Here is a 16,644-nt window from a genome sequence, read left to right on the forward strand (position 1 = left end):
GCATACTAAACAAAACTATAAAGCGTATTATACAAATCTACTTATAACCAAAAACTATTAAAATTATGTCTAGAGCAATGTTCGAGTACACTAAAACTGTACTTGATAAAGTAAGTTTTGACACTACATTGTTTTGCAGAGAAGTACAAAAGGCCCTTCAAAGATTATTGCCCTATGAAATTGAAGAGTTAAAGGTTTTTATAGAATCTCTTGTACAGCAAAACCCTGACTTAAATCAATGTCTAATCTATTTAAAAGAGTAAAAAAAAGCGACCAAACGGTCGCTTTTTTTTTACTTATCTGATTATCTAAAAGGAAAAAGTTTATAAAAACTTAATTCTTTATAATTTTTTTGTTTAGAGTTTTTCCGGTAGCTAAAGTCACTTTTAAGATATATGTACCATTAGATAAAGTTGCCACATCTACTTTGCTTTTATCTGTTTCAGAAAGAACCAATTGTCCTAATACTGAATAAATTTCAATAACAGAAACTTGCTCTTTTGAAGTTATTATTAGCTCAGATTGTGTTGGATTAGGATAAACGCCTACATCATGCAAATCAAAATCGCTTACACCAATGGTGTCGTCCGTATAGGTTATAATTAAATACGGTTTTCCATTGGATGTTTGTTCAAGACGAGGACTTCCATAAATACCAATTTGTTCTGTTGCATCTAAAGTATAATTTCCTTCAGGAGCAAAACTCAAAGAGAAAATTCCCGAAAATAAACTACTTTCTATATAACTTGGAGCTATGCTTGTTAAATCTAACGAGGCGTCGGTAGAAGTTACTCCTGGATTTACAGAAAAAAATGCGTCACTAGGATTTTCACCACACATATTATATAATGTTGGACCTGTTTCTTGATTTGGAATACCACTAACTATTGGTCCTACTCTTATATATTGTCCTTCTGGTTGATATAATGAGTTGAGCCCAATATAACAACCAAAAACAACATTATCTACAGTTGAGCCATCTGGAATGGTAGATACATCAAAGGAAGCCCAAGCTCTAAAAAAGCGTCTAGTTCCGGTTTCCTGCCCGTATGCAAATCTCATCCCTGCATAAATATCGGCAGGTGCTGTTTTGTTTGCTGTTCCTTCATTGTCAATGCAACCTGTAACATAATCTCCGTTTCCGGTTGGATAAACTGTTACTGTTGGGTCAATAAATACTGGGTAGTTTAACCCAGATACTAGCCAACTTTTTTCTACCAATGTATATATAGTATTATTACGCACTATATAGTTAGAAAAAACCTCCTTATTGTCGCTATCGTAATGTTTAGGCAAATCATATCTAAAAACAAGTTCTCCTTTTAATAGAATATTGATATTAGAAATTCCAGATTGATTTTTCTCAGGTACTAAAGTAGCACCTTCAGGAAGCTCAATGTCTTCAGCAAAAGCTAGATAATGAACATCTGGAGAAAGGTTTTCTGTAATATCGGCATGTCTTAATACATAATCCATTTTTCTCCCATCATTCAGCTGTGTGTAAATTAAATCGATTCCTGAGAATACATCGCTAAATTCAACAGTATTGTTTCTAACATTGGCAGTAGAATGCGCCATGTTAAATTCGGAAATAGTATTGAAATTTACATCCAGCCAAACCATTCTCTTATTTAAACCTTCTTTAACAGTTCCCTCAGTATAGGTTGTAATAATTCCTTGAGATACATCATTTGGATAATAACTGTGGAATCTGTTTTTTGTATTTTCCCAAGGGTGATTTGGAAATTTTTGGGTATTACTAGCAATAATATTATTATCAATAGTTTGCCATTTGTTTTCAGTATTCGTGTAGTTTAAACTATTTCCAGCGGTTACAATGGCCGTTGAAGTACCATCTTCATTAATAAAATGCTTAGAAAACTGACTCCGTTTTGCTGGAATTTCTGTACCTTTTTGCGTATTTATTGCCTCGATAACTGTTTGGGCATTTGTGTTAAAGATAGCACTTATAAAAAATATGAAAACTAATAAAATAGATGGAGTTACATACTTTAGATTTGGAGTAAAGTTGTTGTTCATTTACGGGGTATTTTTAGATTTATTATTTAGGAAGCAAACATAATAAAAAAAGGCATGAGTTTATTCTATGAGATTACTATAAAAAAGCGGTTTAATAAAAGTTTGTCCAAATTAAAATTTGATTAAAAAGTAATACTTTTAAAAAGGTTTTTTATTTATTTGGTAACGGACTTATTATTTCTACGTTTTCAAATGCAATGGCACCTCTAATTATACTAGAAATAACAGTTTGAATAGCTTCAATAATCTGCATTTTCAATTCACTTTTATGATATAATAAGCTTACCTCTCTAGCTGGTGTTGGTTCGTTAAAGTGATGTAGGTTTGCTTTAGTTTTGTCGTTGAGGTCCAACGTGTGTAGATAGGGTAGTAGGGTCATTCCTAAACCTTCATTAGATAGTTTTATTAAGGTTTCAATGCTACCACTTTCTAATTGAAAATTAGTGTCTATCTGATTTTTGAAGGTTTTACATAAATTAATAACTCCATCTCTAAAACAATGGCCGTCTTCTAGAAGTAGCATATCGTCTATATCTAAATCGGATGTATTTATTTTTTGCTCAGAATATAATCTATGATGCTCAGGAATGTACCCAACAAAGGGTTCGTAATATAGTACACGTTCTTTTATGCTTTCAATTTCTAACGGAGTTGCCGCAATAGCAGCGTCTAGATGGCCTTCATTTAATCTGGAAATAATTTCGTCTGTGGTTAACTCTTCAATTTTAAGTTTGATTTTTGGGTATTTCCTTATAAACACCTTCAAAAACATCGGTAAAAGTGTAGGCATTATCGTAGGAATAATACCTAGTTTAAATTCGCCACCAATAAAACCTTTTTGTTGATCTACAATGTCTTGAATTCGGTTAGATTCATTGACTATATTTTTAGCCTGATTTACTATCTTTCTACCTACATCTGTTAATTCAATCGGTTTTTTGCTCCTGTCAAAAATTAAAATATCTAATTCTTCTTCTAGTTTCTGAATCTGCATGCTTAATGTGGGTTGGGTTACAAAGCATTTTTCAGCAGCTTTTGTAAAATTCTGATTTTCGGCTACTGCCAAAACATAGTTTAGTTGAGTAATGGTCATAAGTATCAATTTAGATTATAAAAATATAAAATCTATCAATTAAATCTATGTATAAAATTGTTAATTATCTTGTAAATTTGAGTATATAATTAAAAAACAAGATATTATGACTATTAATAGTATTGGATTAGACCAAAATAAAACTAAAGACATTGCTAAAGATGTAAATAATCTATTAGCTAATTTTCAAATATATTATCAAAACCTAAGAGGAATCCATTGGAACATAAAGGGGAAACGCTTTTTCGATTTACATGTTAAGTTTGAAGAATTATATACAGATGCCAATATTAAGGTAGATGAAATTGCTGAACGTATTTTAACTTTAGGGGAAACACCTTTACATACTTTTGAAGATTATACAAAGTTGGCAAAAGTGCCGGTTGGTAAAAATATTTCTCAAGACGAAAAAGCGGTTCGTCTAATTGTTGATTCTTTAACTGAATTATTGAAAATAGAAAGACAAATTCTAGATAAAACAGATGAGGCTAATGATGAAGGGACAAACGCCATGATGAGTGACTTTATTTCGGAACAAGAAAAAACCGTTTGGATGATGAAAGCTTGGTTAGGAGAAACTGTGTAATATCCCCAAGATTAATAGCAAGTAAAAAGTGACCCTTTTGGATATTTTATTTATCCAAAAGGTCGCTTTTTTTTTATGTAAATACATTTAGAAGTTTTATAATCTAACATCTAATTCTAAATCTTTATTTTCTAGATTAAATTTGGCATCAGTAAATCTAGGTGGTCCATAAAGCATCGGGTTATTAGACATGCCATAAGATTCTAATGGCATTCCATTAATATCAAAATCCATCTTTCCGTTATCATTCTCATCATGAAACACCATAACAGCATAAGTTCCTGGTGTTATATTTTCAAAAGTTACCTGTACTTTTCCATCCACAATTTTACTTTTTTTATTGTCAGGACCTTTGCCTTTCATAAAAGTGTTTTCAGTATGTAAGCCAATTAGCATGCTCCCATTGTCATTTACGGCATTATCAATCTTTATAGTAATACTGTGAGTTTCTAAGCTGTCTTGAGCTTGAACAAAGGTTGTAGTAAGAATTATTGAAAAAAATAGTGCTAAAGTTTTCATGTGTTTTGTTTTAGTTGATTAATACTGTCCAAAGTTGCATAAAATGCCAGCTGTAATCTAAGTAAATATGCTGAACTGTAGTTTAATACCTCTGAATTGTAGCTTAAAAATTAATTCGCTTTCAGATTTCTAACATAAACCTTTTAATTGGTTTACAATTACCTTTATTTTGCCCTATTAAATACAATCGTGGATTAAACTATTCGTCCAGATAATAATTAAAAAAATAATTATAAATGTTTTATAGCTTAGATATTTTAGGAACGGTAGCCTTTGCCATTTCTGGTGTTTTAGTAGCTTTAAGTAAGCGTATGGACCCTTTTGGTATCTTGATTATTGCTTTTGTTACTGCTGTAGGTGGAGGAACTTTACGCGACGTTCTAATTGGTGACACTCCGGTGAGTTGGATGAAAAACATGACTTATACTTATGTTATTTTAGGTGCAACTATTTTTGCCGTTGTACTTAGAAATAAGATTGATTATTTAAGGAAATCTTTATTGTTATTCGATACTATTGGTATTGGTTTATACACTGTGGTAGGTATAGAAAAAGGTGTTTCCGTTGGGTTAAACCCCATTATTTGTATTTCATTGGGTACTATGTCTGCCTGTTTTGGTGGAGTTATTCGAGATATCTTGTGTAATGAGATCCCTGTTATTTTTAGAAAAGAAATCTATGCAACTGCTTGTATTGTTGGTGGATTTTCATATTTTTTATTTAAGAAACTTCCTATAGAAGTTGATCTTGCTTTTGTTTTGGCAGGACTAATAGTTATTATAATAAGACTTTTAGCCGTTCGTTTTAAAATTAGCTTACCAAGTTTATATAAAAACGAATTAGACTAGAAGTTTAAATTAAACTGCTTCATTAAAAAACTAATCAAGTATTTCTACCTTCTCTATATAGATATTGCTTAGAGGCCAGTCTGCGTCATCTGTTTCTTGTTTTGCAATCTTATCTATTACTTCCATGCCACGAATTACTTTCCCAAAAATGGTGTAATCTCCATCTAAATGATGGGCACCACCTTCTTGTTGAACAATAAAAAACTCAAATGGTGAAGCCAATTTGTAAGGATTTTCAATATCGCTACTTGGCATACTTATAACGCCTCTATCATGCTTAAAACCTCTTTTGGTATCTGTGGGCAAAAGGTACCTTCCAATATTATTTCGCTTTTTTGAAACCTCAGGATTATCGGAGTTTCCTCCTTGGACAATAAAATTATCTATCACTCTATAAAATTGCGTTCCATCAAAATAACCTTTTTTTGTTAAGTAAATAAAATTGGCTCTATGAAATTTGGTCTCATTAAACAGGAGTATATCGATAGTTCCAAAACTAGTTGTTATTCGCACTTTGTTTTCAGGATTTTCTTTTTCATATTGAAGAAAGAACTCCATGGCATTTTCGTCTGTAAGAGTTATGGTATCTTGAGTTTTAACTTCTACTGTTGCTTTATCTTTTAAAATACTGTCTTTTTTTATTTTTTTAGAGGTTTCTTTTAAAGTGGCATTCTTATCTTTATTAGATTGCTTATCTTCACAATTCAATAAAATAACACTAAATAGCACGAGAAAAATATATTTCATAAATAAATTTGAATGGTTTTAAAACATCAGGTTTATTAATATTTGCTTAAGGTCTATATATAAATAATAACCATGGAATTTGATAAGTTTTGTAAGCTAATTTCAAAAATAGAAAATATCCCACTTCCAGCCGAGCCTTCTCAGTTAAAAATGTCTCCTCCTTTTAGGGAAGCCTTACAAGAGAAACAAAAACATTTGATTAAAAAGGCTAAGAAGGCTGGGGTTATGGCCTTGTTTTATCCTAATAATATCCAAGAAACTTATTTGGTTCTAATTTTAAGAAAAACTTATAAAGGGGTACATTCGGCGCAAGTTGGTTTTCCAGGAGGAAAATTAGAACTGTCAGATAGTTCCATAAAAGCAGCTGCTGTAAGAGAAACTTTTGAAGAAGTTGGTGTACCAACACAAAATATAGAGGTTTTAAGAGAATTGACACAAGTTTACATTCCGCCTAGTAACTATTTTGTACAACCCTTTATTGGTATTTCAAAACAGACGCCACATTTTGTAAAACAAGAAGATGAAGTGGAAGACATTTTGGAAATTACTTTAACCGAATTCATTAACGACGCTAACGTTGTTACTAAAACAGTTTCAACATCTTATAATATGGATGTTGTGGTTCCTGCATTTCAATTAAATGGTCATGTGGTCTGGGGGGCTACAGCCATGATGCTGAGTGAAATAAAAGACTTGTTAAAACAAGTCTTGTAAAAGTTCTGTTTTATTACCTTTGTAATTGCTAACAATGAAACTAATTTTATGGGATTGTTTAAAAGAAACCCTTTCGGACATATACTTTTTATAAAAAAATGGGTGATTAGAATTATCGGTTCTTTATCCCATAGACGCTTTAGAGGGTTTAATGAACTTCAAATTGAAGGCTCTGAAATTATTAAAGGTTTACCTGATAAGAATGTTCTTTTTATATCCAATCATCAAACGTACTTTGCCGATGTGGTTGCCATGTTCCATGTATTTAATGCTAGTTTAAGCAACCGTGAAGACAATATAAAAAACATTGGGTATTTATGGAACCCCAAACTTAACATCTATTATGTAGCGGCAAAAGAGACCATGAAATCTGGTTTGCTACCTAAAATATTGGCATATGCCGGATCTATAAGTATTGAGCGTACTTGGAGAGCTAAAGGCGAAGATGTGAATAGACAGGTTAAAATGAGTGATATTTCAAATATTAAAATGGCCTTAGAAGATGGTTGGGTAATTACTTTTCCTCAAGGAACCACAACTCCTTTTAAGCCTATTAGAAAAGGAACGGCCCATATAATAAAACAGTATAAACCTATTGTTGTACCTATTGTAATTGATGGGTTTAGACGCTCTTTTGATAAAAAAGGTTTGCGTGTTAAAAAGAAAAATATCTTGCAATCTTTTGAAGTTAAAGAACCTTTAGAAATTGATTACGAAAATGAAAGTATTGCGGATATTGTAGAGAAAATAGAGTATGCTATAGAACAGCATCCTTCTTTCTTAAAAGTAATTCCTAGAGAAGTATTAGAAGAGAAAGAAGAGCTAAATAAACAGAGAAAATGGCGACTAGAAGATGATTATTAATCTTAATAACCATCTTTTTTTAAATTGCTTATTAAACCTCCAACCTTCTTAGTTCTCTGTAGTTCTTGTTTAAGCGTTTTAATAAAATTCCATAAATTAGGTAGTAAAAACCTAAAATAAAGGCAATAAATATTGCTAGAGCTACAGCGGTTATTAAAATAATTAGAGCATAGAATTTTAATGCTTCCCCGTTTGCAGATGCTTTGTCCAAAAGAGAAATCATTTCTTTATCTCTGTTAAACTGGATACCCAACACAATAAAAGTAGATATGGCTAAATATATTAAGTTAAAGCCAACATACTGTTTTACCGTACGTCTAGTTTTTAGAATGTTTTCCATTAATATTTTAGCATTATCTGTGGCAGAAATTGTTTTGTAATTTTTATAAAATCTATAGAAAAAATAAACCAAAATAAGGTAGCCTAAAACTATAAATGGAGTCATTATTTTATCCGCATGATAGGTTTCAAAACGTTTATTGAAATCAGCATCTTTTAATGCAAACGATATAAACAACCAAAAAATAAATTCTAAAAGACTGATTATAAAAATCCATTTGACTATGGAAGAAGATTTCTTCAAAATCATGTTATAAATCTCTTTGTAAGAAAGTTGTGGATATTTAGTATCTTCATCTTTCTTCCAGTCTCTTTTTAATAATTCTAATTCATCCATAGGGTTACGGATTTAAAATGGTTCTTAACTTTGTTTTCACTCTATTCATTTTTACCCTTGCATTAACTTCAGTTATACCAAGTGTTTCACTTATTTCTTTATAGTTTTTGTCTTCCAAATAAAGAAAGACAAGTGCTTTTTCAATATCGTTTAACTGATGTACGGCTTTATATAGAAGCTTTAGTTGTTCTTCTTCTGTATCGTCGTATGGTTCAGATTTTATTTTGTATTGAAATGCACTAAAATCTTCAGTAGTAATCGAGCGTTTACGTTTTCTGTAAAGTGTAATGGCCGTATTTAGCCCTACGCGATACATCCACGTGCTAAACTTCGAGTCTCCTCTAAATTTAGGATAAGCTTTCCAAAGTTGTATGGTAATTTCTTGGAATAAATCGTTGTGGGCTTCTTGGTTATTTGTATAAATTCTACAAACCTTATGCACAATATTTTGATTCTTCTCTAATTTTTCAACAAAGCTATGTTCTAACTCTTTTTTCAAACTGATGGTTTAGTTACTCTATAAGTAGTTGTTTGTTTCATTTAGTTACAATTAAGTGAAAGATTATTTAAAAATAGTCATTAAGGCTTGTTTATTGTATCTTTGTTTTAGATTTTTTCTACAACTTTATGAATATTCCAAAGTCTACAAATCCACGTATTGTTATTATTGGAGGAGGTTTTGCAGGTGTAAGTTTGGTAAAGAAATTTGCTAAAAAGAAGGTGCAAGTCGTACTTTTAGACAAACGTAATTATCATACGTTTCAACCTTTACTATATCAAGTATCATCTTCAGGTTTAGAACCAGATTCGATTGCTTATCCGTTAAGGAAGATTATAAAAAAACATGATAATATCTTTTTTCGTTTAGCAAAAGTTTCAAGCATAGATGCTAAAAACAACCAGGTTGTTACGGATATAGGTTCGTTATCTTTTGATTATTTGGTAATTGCAACAGGTACAAAGACTAATTATTTTGGTAATAAAGGAATTGAAAGCCAAAGTATGCCAATGAAAACCGTACCGCAAGCCCTAAATATAAGAAGTCTAATTCTTCAGAATTTTGAAAAAGCAACTATTGCTAAATCATTAGAAGAACGAGAAGCTTTTTTAAATTTTGTTATTGTTGGTGGGGGGCCAACAGGAGTAGAACTGGCAGGAGCTATTGCAGAGTTAAAAAACAATATTCTTCCAAAAGACTATCACGATTTGAATGCTCGCGATATGCAAATTCATTTGTTAGAAGGCGGACCTAAACTTTTGCCACCCATGAGTGAGCATGCTTCAAAAAAAGCCTTTGAATTTTTGAAAAAATTAGGGGTTGCTATTCATTGCAATACCTTTGTTAAAGATTATAATGGCTTGGTAGTTTCTACAAATACTGACTTGATTTTAGAATCCGAAACTCTGATTTGGGCAGCAGGAGTTACCGGAAATCCAATCATGGGATTATCTGAAAATGCATTGGAAAAAAAAGTGAATAGATATCGCGTAAATAAGTACAATCAAGTGGAGGGATATACCAATATTTTTGCTCTTGGAGACATTGCCTTAATGGAGACTGAAAACTATCCAAAAGGACATCCTCAAGTTGCTCAACCTGCTATTCAACAAGGTAAATTATTAGGTATTAATTTGATAAAGTTAATAGAAGGAAAACCCTTAAAAAAGTTTGAATATAAAGACAAAGGTTCTATGGCAACTATTGGAAGAAATAAAGCTGTAGTAGATTTAAAAGCCTATAAGTTCTCTGGTTTTTTTGCATGGTTTATTTGGATGTTTGTACATCTCATGTCTTTAGTCGGTTTTAGAAATAGAATTATAGTTTTGTTCAATTGGACTTATAATTATATTAATTTTGACAAAGCTGCCAGGTTAATTATTAGACCGTTTACAAAGTTAAACTAATAGTTTAAGGCTTTGTATTTAAAATTTTGATTACAAGAGAGAAAGCCGCTTGTTATAAATATAATCTATCGTTGTTTTAAGAGTCCAAAAACAATAAAAAGCTGTGCGAAAGCATACGTAAACATAATACTAAAATTTGTAAATGGCAAAGGTTGGTAAAATTTATTTAAAGCAAGAATACTATCGGAAATCATAAATAAAATAGCTCCCGTAAACACTAAAATATAATTGTTTTTTACAACCTTCCCTTCTCTTAAAAATGCGGTTGTTGCCATACTTAAAATAACTAGCATATATACAATCACTGGAATTAACATGTCTCCTAAACCATCTTTTAAAAAGTAGAATAGAATGGCTCCGTAGGCTAACATTAGACCTATAAAAAACAAACCATTTTTAGAAGGGTTTCTCTGCTTTAGAAAAATTAGAACGTAGAAAATATGAGCTGTTAAAAAAGCGACTAAACCTCCTATAAAATAGTTGGCAGATAGACTTACAAACATGAGTAAAATATCTCCTATTAATGAGAAAATTAAAGCTAAAAAAATCATAAGCCTCATTTTCTTATCCAAATGCGAACTTTGTTTTCTAAAATAGAATATTAATGAAATTAGTAAAGCAGGTTTAGCTAAATAATTTAAATCAGAAAGACTTTCAAAACTCGAAGTTGCAATTTCTAGTGCAAGAAGAATGACGAATAAAAATGAAAATGATTTTTCGCTTTTTGTTAACATGGCTATAAGGTTAAAATCAAATATATTCAATTCGTAATAGACTTATTACAATTTTGTTGATTTTAGTTCTATTCATCAGAATAGAACGGATAATTAATAGAATAATCGTATGGTTTAAAACTGATTAATATCATAGTTATTTGACAGTAAGTGTTTTAACTTTAAGATACTAAATCTTATTGTCATGGAACCAAAAAAAAATCCAAGTGTGGAAGTTGGTAGAAATAGTAGTCTCTATTTTGCCTTAGGTTTAAATGTCATGTTGCTTTTTACCTACTTGGGTATTGAGCATAAAAGCTATGAAACTACAGATATTGCTCTAGAAAATGTTCAAATAGTTGAAGAGTTTGAGGAAGATATTCCAATTACCGATTTGAACATGCCACCACCACCGCCACCACCGCCAGTTCTTGCAACACCAGAAACAATTACGATTGTTGAGGATACGAAAGATATTGAAGAAACAGTATTGGAAAGTACGGAAACCAGTCAGGAGGAAAAAATCGAGGAACCTATCATTCAGGTTGAAGATGTTCAGGTAGAAGAAGTGGAAGAAGAAATTTCAGTCCCTTTTTCTGTGGTTGAAAAAGTCCCTGTTTTTCCTGGTTGTACAGGAACCACAAATGAAGAATTAAAAGATTGCTTTAGTAAAAAAATGAACGAACATATTACTAAAAATTTTAAATATCCTTCTACAGCCCTAGACCTGGGAATTTTTGGAAGAGTTATAGTTCTGTTTGTTGTTGATAAAGATGGAAATATCACTGGAATAAGATCGCGTGGTCCAGATAAAATGCTAGAAGAGGAAGCGGAGCGTATTATTGGATTGTTACCGAAGATGAAACCAGGAATGCAACGAGGGAATCCGGTAACAGTGCCTTATAGCATTCCAATTAACTTTCAAATTCAGAATTAAAAATTTTATTAAATCCTGACTTACCTAAGCACTTTCATCTAAAAATGAAAGTGTTTTTTTGTTTAAAATTAATATGAAGTGTAAAAATCAACAAAATACAGTTTGTGTGTTTCTATTTTTAATTACGCATAGTAATCTTCTTTATTAGTAATTAACTCTCCTAATTACAATTCAGAAATAAAATTTGACAGTTCAGAAAGACTCTTTTTTAAAACAGTGTTGTTTGATAGATATTTGTCTTAACAAAAACAATATGAATGCCATATTTAAAATACTTTATCATGAATACAACTACTATTAAAGCATTAAATTAATACTAAAGTATTTTAAATAAAGTTGAATAGAAATAATTGTGTTTGTTATTTTGGTCAGGATTTATAGTCATTTTTAAAGATTAGCAAAAGAGCCTTAGAACTTTTTGCTAACTTTAAAACCCAAAAGGTAGTTTGATCTAATTGGAAGAGAAGAAAACGCTGACGAAGTTTTTAAAGAATGCATTTAAAAAACATGAGTAAAAACACTAAAAATATTTTTATAACCTTTGGCATTGGCTGTTTGGTTTTTATAATTGGTAGTGCACTTTATTCAGGTTTCGAATTTAAATCTGTAAACGAATTTCTTATCAATTTTGTTTTTTATCAATTATACGCGTTTGTTTTAGGTTACTCTAATATGTACTTTTTTAATTATCTGGAAAAGTATCCTTGGAAAGAAAAAGACAGTGCAAAACGTATTGTAATTGGGATATTGGGTTCTATTGTTCTTACTTTAATTGGTTTGTTTTTTTTAAGAATGGCAACAGCCATGATTTATAATGATAAAACCTTTCAGTACTTTATAGAAAGTGAAACCTATAGAAATTACACCTTTGGATTATGGATTACTTTATCTATTGTAATTACGTTTCATGCGGTTTATTTTTTTAAAAAGAATCAAGAAAAGAAGGTAAAGGAGTCGCAAATAGTTGCTCAAACACAAACGGCCAAGTTTGATGCATTGAAAAATCAACTAGATCCGCATTTTCTATTTAATAGCTTAAATGTTTTAACAAGTTTAATAGAAGAGAATCCGGAAAAAGCTCAGGAATTTACAACATCCCTTTCAAAAATATATAGATATGTTTTAGAGCAAAAAAATAAGGATTTAGTGTCTATAGACGAGGAGTTGAAATTTGCCAAAACTTATATGTCTTTATTAAAAATGCGTTTCGAAGATAGTATTGTTTTCTCTATTCCAGAGCAGGCGTCAAATCCAGAAAGTAAAGTAGTGCCTTTGTCTTTGCAGTTGCTATTAGAAAATGCTGTTAAACACAATATAGTAACGGAAAAAAAGCCTTTACACATAAAAATTTACGAAGCTGATGGGTGTTTAATTGTCGAAAATAATTTACAGCCCAAACAAATAGTTAAAAAGAGTAGCGGGGTAGGTTTAAGTAATATTAAACAACGCTATCAATTATTGAGTAAAAGAAAAGTTATTATCAATCAACAAGCAGATAGGTTTGCAGTTGCAATCCCAATGCTTACTAAACAAATTACAATCATGGAAACAAGAACATCACATAGTAGAGAAGATGCTTATTACAGAGCAAAAAAACAAGTAGAAGAAATCAAAGGGTTTTATGGTAATTTAATTTCATACATGCTAGTAATTCCCTTTTTAGCATTCTTAAATTATCAAACTTCTTGGAGTTTTCAATGGTTTTGGTTTCCTATGTTAGGTTGGGGAATGGGATTAGTATTTCATGGTTTTGCTGTTTTTGGATATGGTAAATCATGGGAACAGAGAAAAATTCAAGAGATTCTAGATAAAGAAGAAGAGTTTAAACAAAACAAATGGAAATAATTATGGAACGAAATTATTCAGAACAAGAACGCCTTGATCGTGCTAGACAACGAGTAAAAAAAATAAAAGGATTTTACTCCCACCTCTTGGTATATGTTGTAATAAATCTAATGCTTGTTGTTATAAATGTTCAAAATTTAGAACCAGGGGAAAGTTATTTTCAATATAAAAATTTCTATACCTTATTTTTCTGGGGAATTGGCTTAGCAATTCATGGTTTCAGTGTGTTTTTGCCAGACTTTATTCTAGGTAAAAACTGGGAAGAACGAAAAATCAGAAAATTGATGAACGATGAGAAAAAACATTGGGAATAAATTTGACTTAAGTAAATTCTAAAACAGCCAACCAACCTTGTATTTATATGAAAGTTATAATAATTGAAGACGAAAAACCATCTGCAAGAAGATTGCAACGTATGTTGGATAAGATTGGTATTCAAACCGAAACCATGTTGCATTCTGTAGAAGAATCTGTTAGTTGGTTTCAGGAAAATGAACATCCAGATTTAATTTTCTTAGATATTCAACTGAGTGATGGTTTGTCTTTTGAAATTTTCGATTTAATTGATGTTAAATCAGCTATTATTTTTACAACAGCTTACGATGAATATGCGCTGCAAGCATTTAAACTAAACAGTGTAGATTATTTGCTAAAACCCATTGACGCAGATGAAATGGAACAAGCTCTGAAAAAATTCAATTCAAATCTAAAAACAAAACAGCCAATAACTTTAAATTTTGACGACATTAAAAAACTCTTAGTAAACCCCATTGAAAGAGAAGAAAAAGAATATAAAAAACGTTTTTCTATTAAAATAGGGCAACATTTAAAACTTATTTCTATCGAGGAAATAGAATGTATTTATAGCGAAAATAAAGGCACTTATCTATATACAACTGAAGGAAGAAGTTATTTAGTAGATTCAACTTTAGAACAATTAGAAGAAGAGTTGCAACCAGAAGTGTTTTTTAGAGTTAATAGAGCATTTTACGTAAATATTAATGCCATTAGAGATATGATAAGTTATACCAATTCGCGATTGCAAATAAAATTACAATCTTACAAAGAACAAGATGTAATTGTAGCTAGAGAGCGAGTAAAGGATTTTAAAAACTGGTTGGAATAAAAATTATTCCTCAATTCTATTGTCATCAAAAGATGAAGGCAAGAGCTTTGGTATAAACTTAATTACCAAAGGCAATAATAAAGCGCCACCGGGTAGCATGAAAATAGCTAGACTTGGTATAGATTTAAAAATATCTAATAACTGACTTTGGACTTTTTTCTGTTCTTCGTCGCTTAAATCCCTAACGGTCGATTTAGATAATAATACCATCAATTCCTTACTTTCAAAAAGTTCTTTTTGTAAACGTTTGCTATTTCTGGAAATAAGCTTACTTACCATTTTACTCGAATTGGAGTAAAAGGTTTTTACAATGTTTTGGGAACTTAATAGAGCAATTTTTTCCTTGTTATTATTATAAAAAGTTTCAATAAACTGGATGGAATTGTCAATGCGTTCTTGTTCTAAATTAAGTTTATTACCCAATTTTATAAGAAGTGATTTTTCGCTCGTGTCAATATTTAAATCACCCCAGGTTGCCATACTGGCAATATCCATTATATAATATTTTTCTAAATCGGTATTAATAAATTCTAATGCTTCTTGGTAAGTAAGAGTTTTATGAGATTTATATCTTATAGACTGTTCTACTAGCCTTATTAAACTGTTATCGTATTCTGTCTTTTTATTTTTAGAGTTTAAAACTTCGCTTACAATACTTTCAATAGCGGACTCCAGATGTTGAATGTGTTTTTGCGAAATTTCTTGAGTTTGTAAAAATGCTTTATAAGCTAAAATATCGGTGAAAAGTAGTGCGTTTGTAATAAAATAATTGAAACTTCTATCAATTAGATTATCGTCAATTTGAATGCGCTTATGTATAATTTTTTCTAATAAGGAAGCCGTTTTCTTTTCGCCTAAAATTTCAGAAAAAATAGAAGTAGAATAAGCGTTTATTTCAATATAAAAATTGATAATACTTTCAACAAAACCAGCCTTTTGAGTGTTGTTTTCTTCAAAAATAAAGTTTAAAGCAAGTAGGAAATTTACTTTACAGATCTCCTCTTCAGTCAATCCCGGATAATCAAGATGGTCTTTTACAACTTTTATATTGCTTCCATAGATAAAACCACTTTCTCTTAAACTATCATAAAATGTGTTATAGTCCGTATGTATCCAAATAGGACTCCGTTCTAATTCGTTTAATAACTTATTTATCCAGCCACTAGCTGATGGGTTCATGATTAAAAGTATTTCTTAGATGTAAAGATAAATTTTATATCGAATATGGACTAATATTATTATGGTGTAAAAAATAATATACACAAAATAAAGAAATTAAAACTAGAAAGAAAGCACCCTTTATTTACAAGGCAATTTCAAAAAGACTAAAGGGACCATCTTTATAATGTTCTGGTAAATCGGAGGTCCACTCAATACTTTTAATTCCTTTATAAGTAAATCCACAACTTTTGTAATATGTATTAATTTTTTCGTTTCCGCTATGGGTGTCAAGTCTAACAAAATCAATATTTTTTTCTTTAGCATATTGTATGGTCCAAGCCACTATTTTTTTTACATATCCCTGACCTCTAAAATTTGAGTTTGTTGCTATTCTATGAAGGTAAATAGCATTGTCATGCCCTGCATCTTCCCATATTACAGGGTTTTTAAATGCAATTAAAAAAGTACAAGCTAATTCCTTGCCTTCTATAATTTTAAAATGTCTGTTTTCATCTATTTCCTGCTCTACAAGGCTTCTGCTAAAACCTCTCCAACTCTTATTATTTACCTTTTTTTGATAAGATGTGGCATCATCATAAAGCTTAAAAATATCATTTATATCTTCAAGTGTACTCTTTAAAATCTTCATTAATATAAAATGTTTATTACTATTATAACAAGATGTAATTCTTATAATAGAGACGGTTTTACTAGTTAGTTTTGGGTTAGTACCAGTCGGTATCTCTTTCTAGAAAGATACTCAATATCTTATCATTAATATCAACAAAACTAAATCCTTTATTTAGGTGTTAATTCTACTAATTTACCTAATTATATCTATGCAACCTATATACAGTTATATCTTTTTAA

General features: G+C 30.6%; 19 protein-coding genes. 10 read left to right on the forward strand and 9 right to left on the reverse strand.

What is annotated here, in order from left to right:
- The first annotated feature begins 65 nt into the window (after positions 1-65).
- Positions 66-263, forward strand: coding sequence for a hypothetical protein (locus OS188_RS04695; protein WP_267147669.1), 198 nt, complete (start codon positions 66-68; stop codon positions 261-263).
- Positions 264-333: 70 nt separating this feature from the next.
- Here OS188_RS04695 and OS188_RS04700 read toward each other — a convergent pair whose 3' ends face one another.
- Positions 334-2,040, reverse strand: a complete 1,707-nt coding sequence (locus tag OS188_RS04700; protein ID WP_267147670.1) for a T9SS type A sorting domain-containing protein — start codon at positions 2,038-2,040, stop codon at positions 334-336.
- A gap of 151 nt (positions 2,041-2,191) precedes the next feature.
- Positions 2,192-3,133, reverse strand: coding sequence for a LysR substrate-binding domain-containing protein (locus tag OS188_RS04705; RefSeq protein ID WP_267147671.1), 942 nt, complete (start codon positions 3,131-3,133; stop codon positions 2,192-2,194).
- Positions 3,134-3,239: 106 nt separating this feature from the next.
- Here OS188_RS04705 and OS188_RS04710 point away from each other — a divergent pair, with 106 nt between their 5' ends.
- Entirely contained in the window at positions 3,240-3,719 is a 480-nt protein-coding gene (locus tag OS188_RS04710) for a Dps family protein (protein ID WP_267147672.1), read from the forward strand.
- A gap of 96 nt (positions 3,720-3,815) precedes the next feature.
- On the opposite strand, the gene OS188_RS04715 is transcribed toward OS188_RS04710, so the two are convergent.
- Positions 3,816-4,238, reverse strand: a complete 423-nt coding sequence (locus tag OS188_RS04715) for a DUF2141 domain-containing protein (RefSeq protein WP_267147673.1) — start codon at positions 4,236-4,238, stop codon at positions 3,816-3,818.
- Between the two features lie 236 nt (positions 4,239-4,474).
- Between OS188_RS04715 and OS188_RS04720 the strand changes: the two genes are divergently transcribed.
- Positions 4,475-5,086 (forward strand): trimeric intracellular cation channel family protein, encoded by a 612-nt coding sequence (locus tag OS188_RS04720; protein ID WP_267147674.1) that lies wholly within the window; start codon positions 4,475-4,477, stop codon positions 5,084-5,086.
- A 30-nt stretch (positions 5,087-5,116) separates the two neighbouring features.
- Here OS188_RS04720 and OS188_RS04725 read toward each other — a convergent pair whose 3' ends face one another.
- Positions 5,117-5,833 carry a peptidylprolyl isomerase gene (locus OS188_RS04725; RefSeq protein ID WP_267147675.1) on the reverse strand — a complete coding sequence of 239 codons (717 nt, stop codon included), beginning with the start codon at positions 5,831-5,833 and terminating at the stop codon, positions 5,117-5,119.
- 72 nt (positions 5,834-5,905) lie between these two features.
- On the opposite strand from OS188_RS04725, the gene OS188_RS04730 reads away from it, so the two are divergent.
- Together OS188_RS04730 and OS188_RS04735 are read left to right on the forward strand one after the other, a co-directional pair.
- A complete protein-coding gene (locus OS188_RS04730) occupies positions 5,906-6,547 on the forward strand; it encodes an NUDIX hydrolase (RefSeq protein ID WP_267147676.1) in 642 nt (213 codons plus the stop codon).
- Between the two features lie 48 nt (positions 6,548-6,595).
- Positions 6,596-7,411, forward strand: coding sequence for a lysophospholipid acyltransferase family protein (locus tag OS188_RS04735; protein WP_267147677.1), 816 nt, complete (start codon positions 6,596-6,598; stop codon positions 7,409-7,411).
- Between the two features lie 31 nt (positions 7,412-7,442).
- Here OS188_RS04735 and OS188_RS04740 read toward each other — a convergent pair whose 3' ends face one another.
- Entirely contained in the window at positions 7,443-8,087 is a 645-nt protein-coding gene (locus OS188_RS04740; protein WP_267147678.1) for a DUF8845 family protein, read from the reverse strand.
- Positions 8,088-8,091: 4 nt separating this feature from the next.
- Complete coding sequence (locus tag OS188_RS04745) at positions 8,092-8,586, reverse strand: RNA polymerase sigma factor (RefSeq protein ID WP_267147679.1); 495 nt, start codon at positions 8,584-8,586, stop codon at positions 8,092-8,094.
- A gap of 128 nt (positions 8,587-8,714) precedes the next feature.
- Between OS188_RS04745 and OS188_RS04750 the strand changes: the two genes are divergently transcribed.
- Positions 8,715-9,992 carry an NAD(P)/FAD-dependent oxidoreductase gene (locus OS188_RS04750; protein ID WP_267147680.1) on the forward strand — a complete coding sequence of 426 codons (1,278 nt, stop codon included), beginning with the start codon at positions 8,715-8,717 and terminating at the stop codon, positions 9,990-9,992.
- 65 nt (positions 9,993-10,057) lie between these two features.
- Here OS188_RS04750 and OS188_RS04755 read toward each other — a convergent pair whose 3' ends face one another.
- Positions 10,058-10,726, reverse strand: a complete 669-nt coding sequence (locus tag OS188_RS04755) for a lysoplasmalogenase (protein ID WP_267147681.1) — start codon at positions 10,724-10,726, stop codon at positions 10,058-10,060.
- 184 nt (positions 10,727-10,910) lie between these two features.
- Here OS188_RS04755 and OS188_RS04760 point away from each other — a divergent pair, with 184 nt between their 5' ends.
- From OS188_RS04760 to OS188_RS04775, 4 genes are all read left to right on the forward strand, one after another.
- Entirely contained in the window at positions 10,911-11,642 is a 732-nt protein-coding gene (locus OS188_RS04760) for an energy transducer TonB (RefSeq protein ID WP_267147682.1), read from the forward strand.
- Between the two features lie 507 nt (positions 11,643-12,149).
- Positions 12,150-13,487: a histidine kinase gene (locus OS188_RS04765; RefSeq protein ID WP_267147683.1), complete on the forward strand. Its 1,338-nt coding sequence runs from the start codon at positions 12,150-12,152 to the stop codon at positions 13,485-13,487.
- Positions 13,478-13,801, forward strand: a complete 324-nt coding sequence (locus OS188_RS04770; protein ID WP_267147684.1) for a 2TM domain-containing protein — start codon at positions 13,478-13,480, stop codon at positions 13,799-13,801. The genes OS188_RS04765 and OS188_RS04770 overlap by 10 nt, the downstream gene beginning before the upstream one ends.
- 47 nt (positions 13,802-13,848) lie before the next feature.
- Positions 13,849-14,613: a LytR/AlgR family response regulator transcription factor gene (locus OS188_RS04775; RefSeq protein ID WP_267147685.1), complete on the forward strand. Its 765-nt coding sequence runs from the start codon at positions 13,849-13,851 to the stop codon at positions 14,611-14,613.
- A gap of 3 nt (positions 14,614-14,616) precedes the next feature.
- On the opposite strand, the gene OS188_RS04780 is transcribed toward OS188_RS04775, so the two are convergent.
- Both OS188_RS04780 and OS188_RS04785 read right to left on the reverse strand, forming a co-directional pair.
- Complete coding sequence (locus OS188_RS04780; RefSeq protein WP_267147686.1) at positions 14,617-15,792, reverse strand: LETM1-related biofilm-associated protein; 1,176 nt, start codon at positions 15,790-15,792, stop codon at positions 14,617-14,619.
- Positions 15,793-15,916: 124 nt separating this feature from the next.
- Positions 15,917-16,423, reverse strand: a complete 507-nt coding sequence (locus OS188_RS04785; protein ID WP_267147687.1) for a GNAT family N-acetyltransferase — start codon at positions 16,421-16,423, stop codon at positions 15,917-15,919.
- Between the last annotated feature and the right edge of the window lie 221 nt (positions 16,424-16,644).

The sequence above is a fragment of the Xanthomarina sp. F1114 genome, from assembly GCF_026410255.1.
In the GTDB taxonomy this organism is placed as follows: Bacteria; Bacteroidota; Bacteroidia; order Flavobacteriales; family Flavobacteriaceae; genus Xanthomarina.

Coding starts and splice junctions, on each gene's coding strand:
- OS188_RS04735 (WP_267147677.1), top strand. CDS start 6,596: ATGGGATTGTTTAAAAGAAACCCTTTCGGACATATACTTTTTATAAAA.
- OS188_RS04715 (WP_267147673.1), bottom strand. CDS start 4,238: ATGAAAACTTTAGCACTATTTTTTTCAATAATTCTTACTACAACCTTT.
- OS188_RS04755 (WP_267147681.1), bottom strand. CDS start 10,726: ATGTTAACAAAAAGCGAAAAATCATTTTCATTTTTATTCGTCATTCTT.
- OS188_RS04705 (WP_267147671.1), bottom strand. CDS start 3,133: ATGACCATTACTCAACTAAACTATGTTTTGGCAGTAGCCGAAAATCAG.
- OS188_RS04770 (WP_267147684.1), top strand. CDS start 13,478: ATGGAAATAATTATGGAACGAAATTATTCAGAACAAGAACGCCTTGAT.
- OS188_RS04700 (WP_267147670.1), bottom strand. CDS start 2,040: ATGAACAACAACTTTACTCCAAATCTAAAGTATGTAACTCCATCTATT.
- OS188_RS04780 (WP_267147686.1), bottom strand. CDS start 15,792: ATGAACCCATCAGCTAGTGGCTGGATAAATAAGTTATTAAACGAATTA.
- OS188_RS04725 (WP_267147675.1), bottom strand. CDS start 5,833: ATGAAATATATTTTTCTCGTGCTATTTAGTGTTATTTTATTGAATTGT.
- OS188_RS04720 (WP_267147674.1), top strand. CDS start 4,475: ATGTTTTATAGCTTAGATATTTTAGGAACGGTAGCCTTTGCCATTTCT.
- OS188_RS04760 (WP_267147682.1), top strand. CDS start 10,911: ATGGAACCAAAAAAAAATCCAAGTGTGGAAGTTGGTAGAAATAGTAGT.
- OS188_RS04785 (WP_267147687.1), bottom strand. CDS start 16,423: ATGAAGATTTTAAAGAGTACACTTGAAGATATAAATGATATTTTTAAG.
- OS188_RS04765 (WP_267147683.1), top strand. CDS start 12,150: ATGAGTAAAAACACTAAAAATATTTTTATAACCTTTGGCATTGGCTGT.
- OS188_RS04695 (WP_267147669.1), top strand. CDS start 66: ATGTCTAGAGCAATGTTCGAGTACACTAAAACTGTACTTGATAAAGTA.
- OS188_RS04775 (WP_267147685.1), top strand. CDS start 13,849: ATGAAAGTTATAATAATTGAAGACGAAAAACCATCTGCAAGAAGATTG.
- OS188_RS04710 (WP_267147672.1), top strand. CDS start 3,240: ATGACTATTAATAGTATTGGATTAGACCAAAATAAAACTAAAGACATT.
- OS188_RS04750 (WP_267147680.1), top strand. CDS start 8,715: ATGAATATTCCAAAGTCTACAAATCCACGTATTGTTATTATTGGAGGA.
- OS188_RS04730 (WP_267147676.1), top strand. CDS start 5,906: ATGGAATTTGATAAGTTTTGTAAGCTAATTTCAAAAATAGAAAATATC.
- OS188_RS04740 (WP_267147678.1), bottom strand. CDS start 8,087: ATGGATGAATTAGAATTATTAAAAAGAGACTGGAAGAAAGATGAAGAT.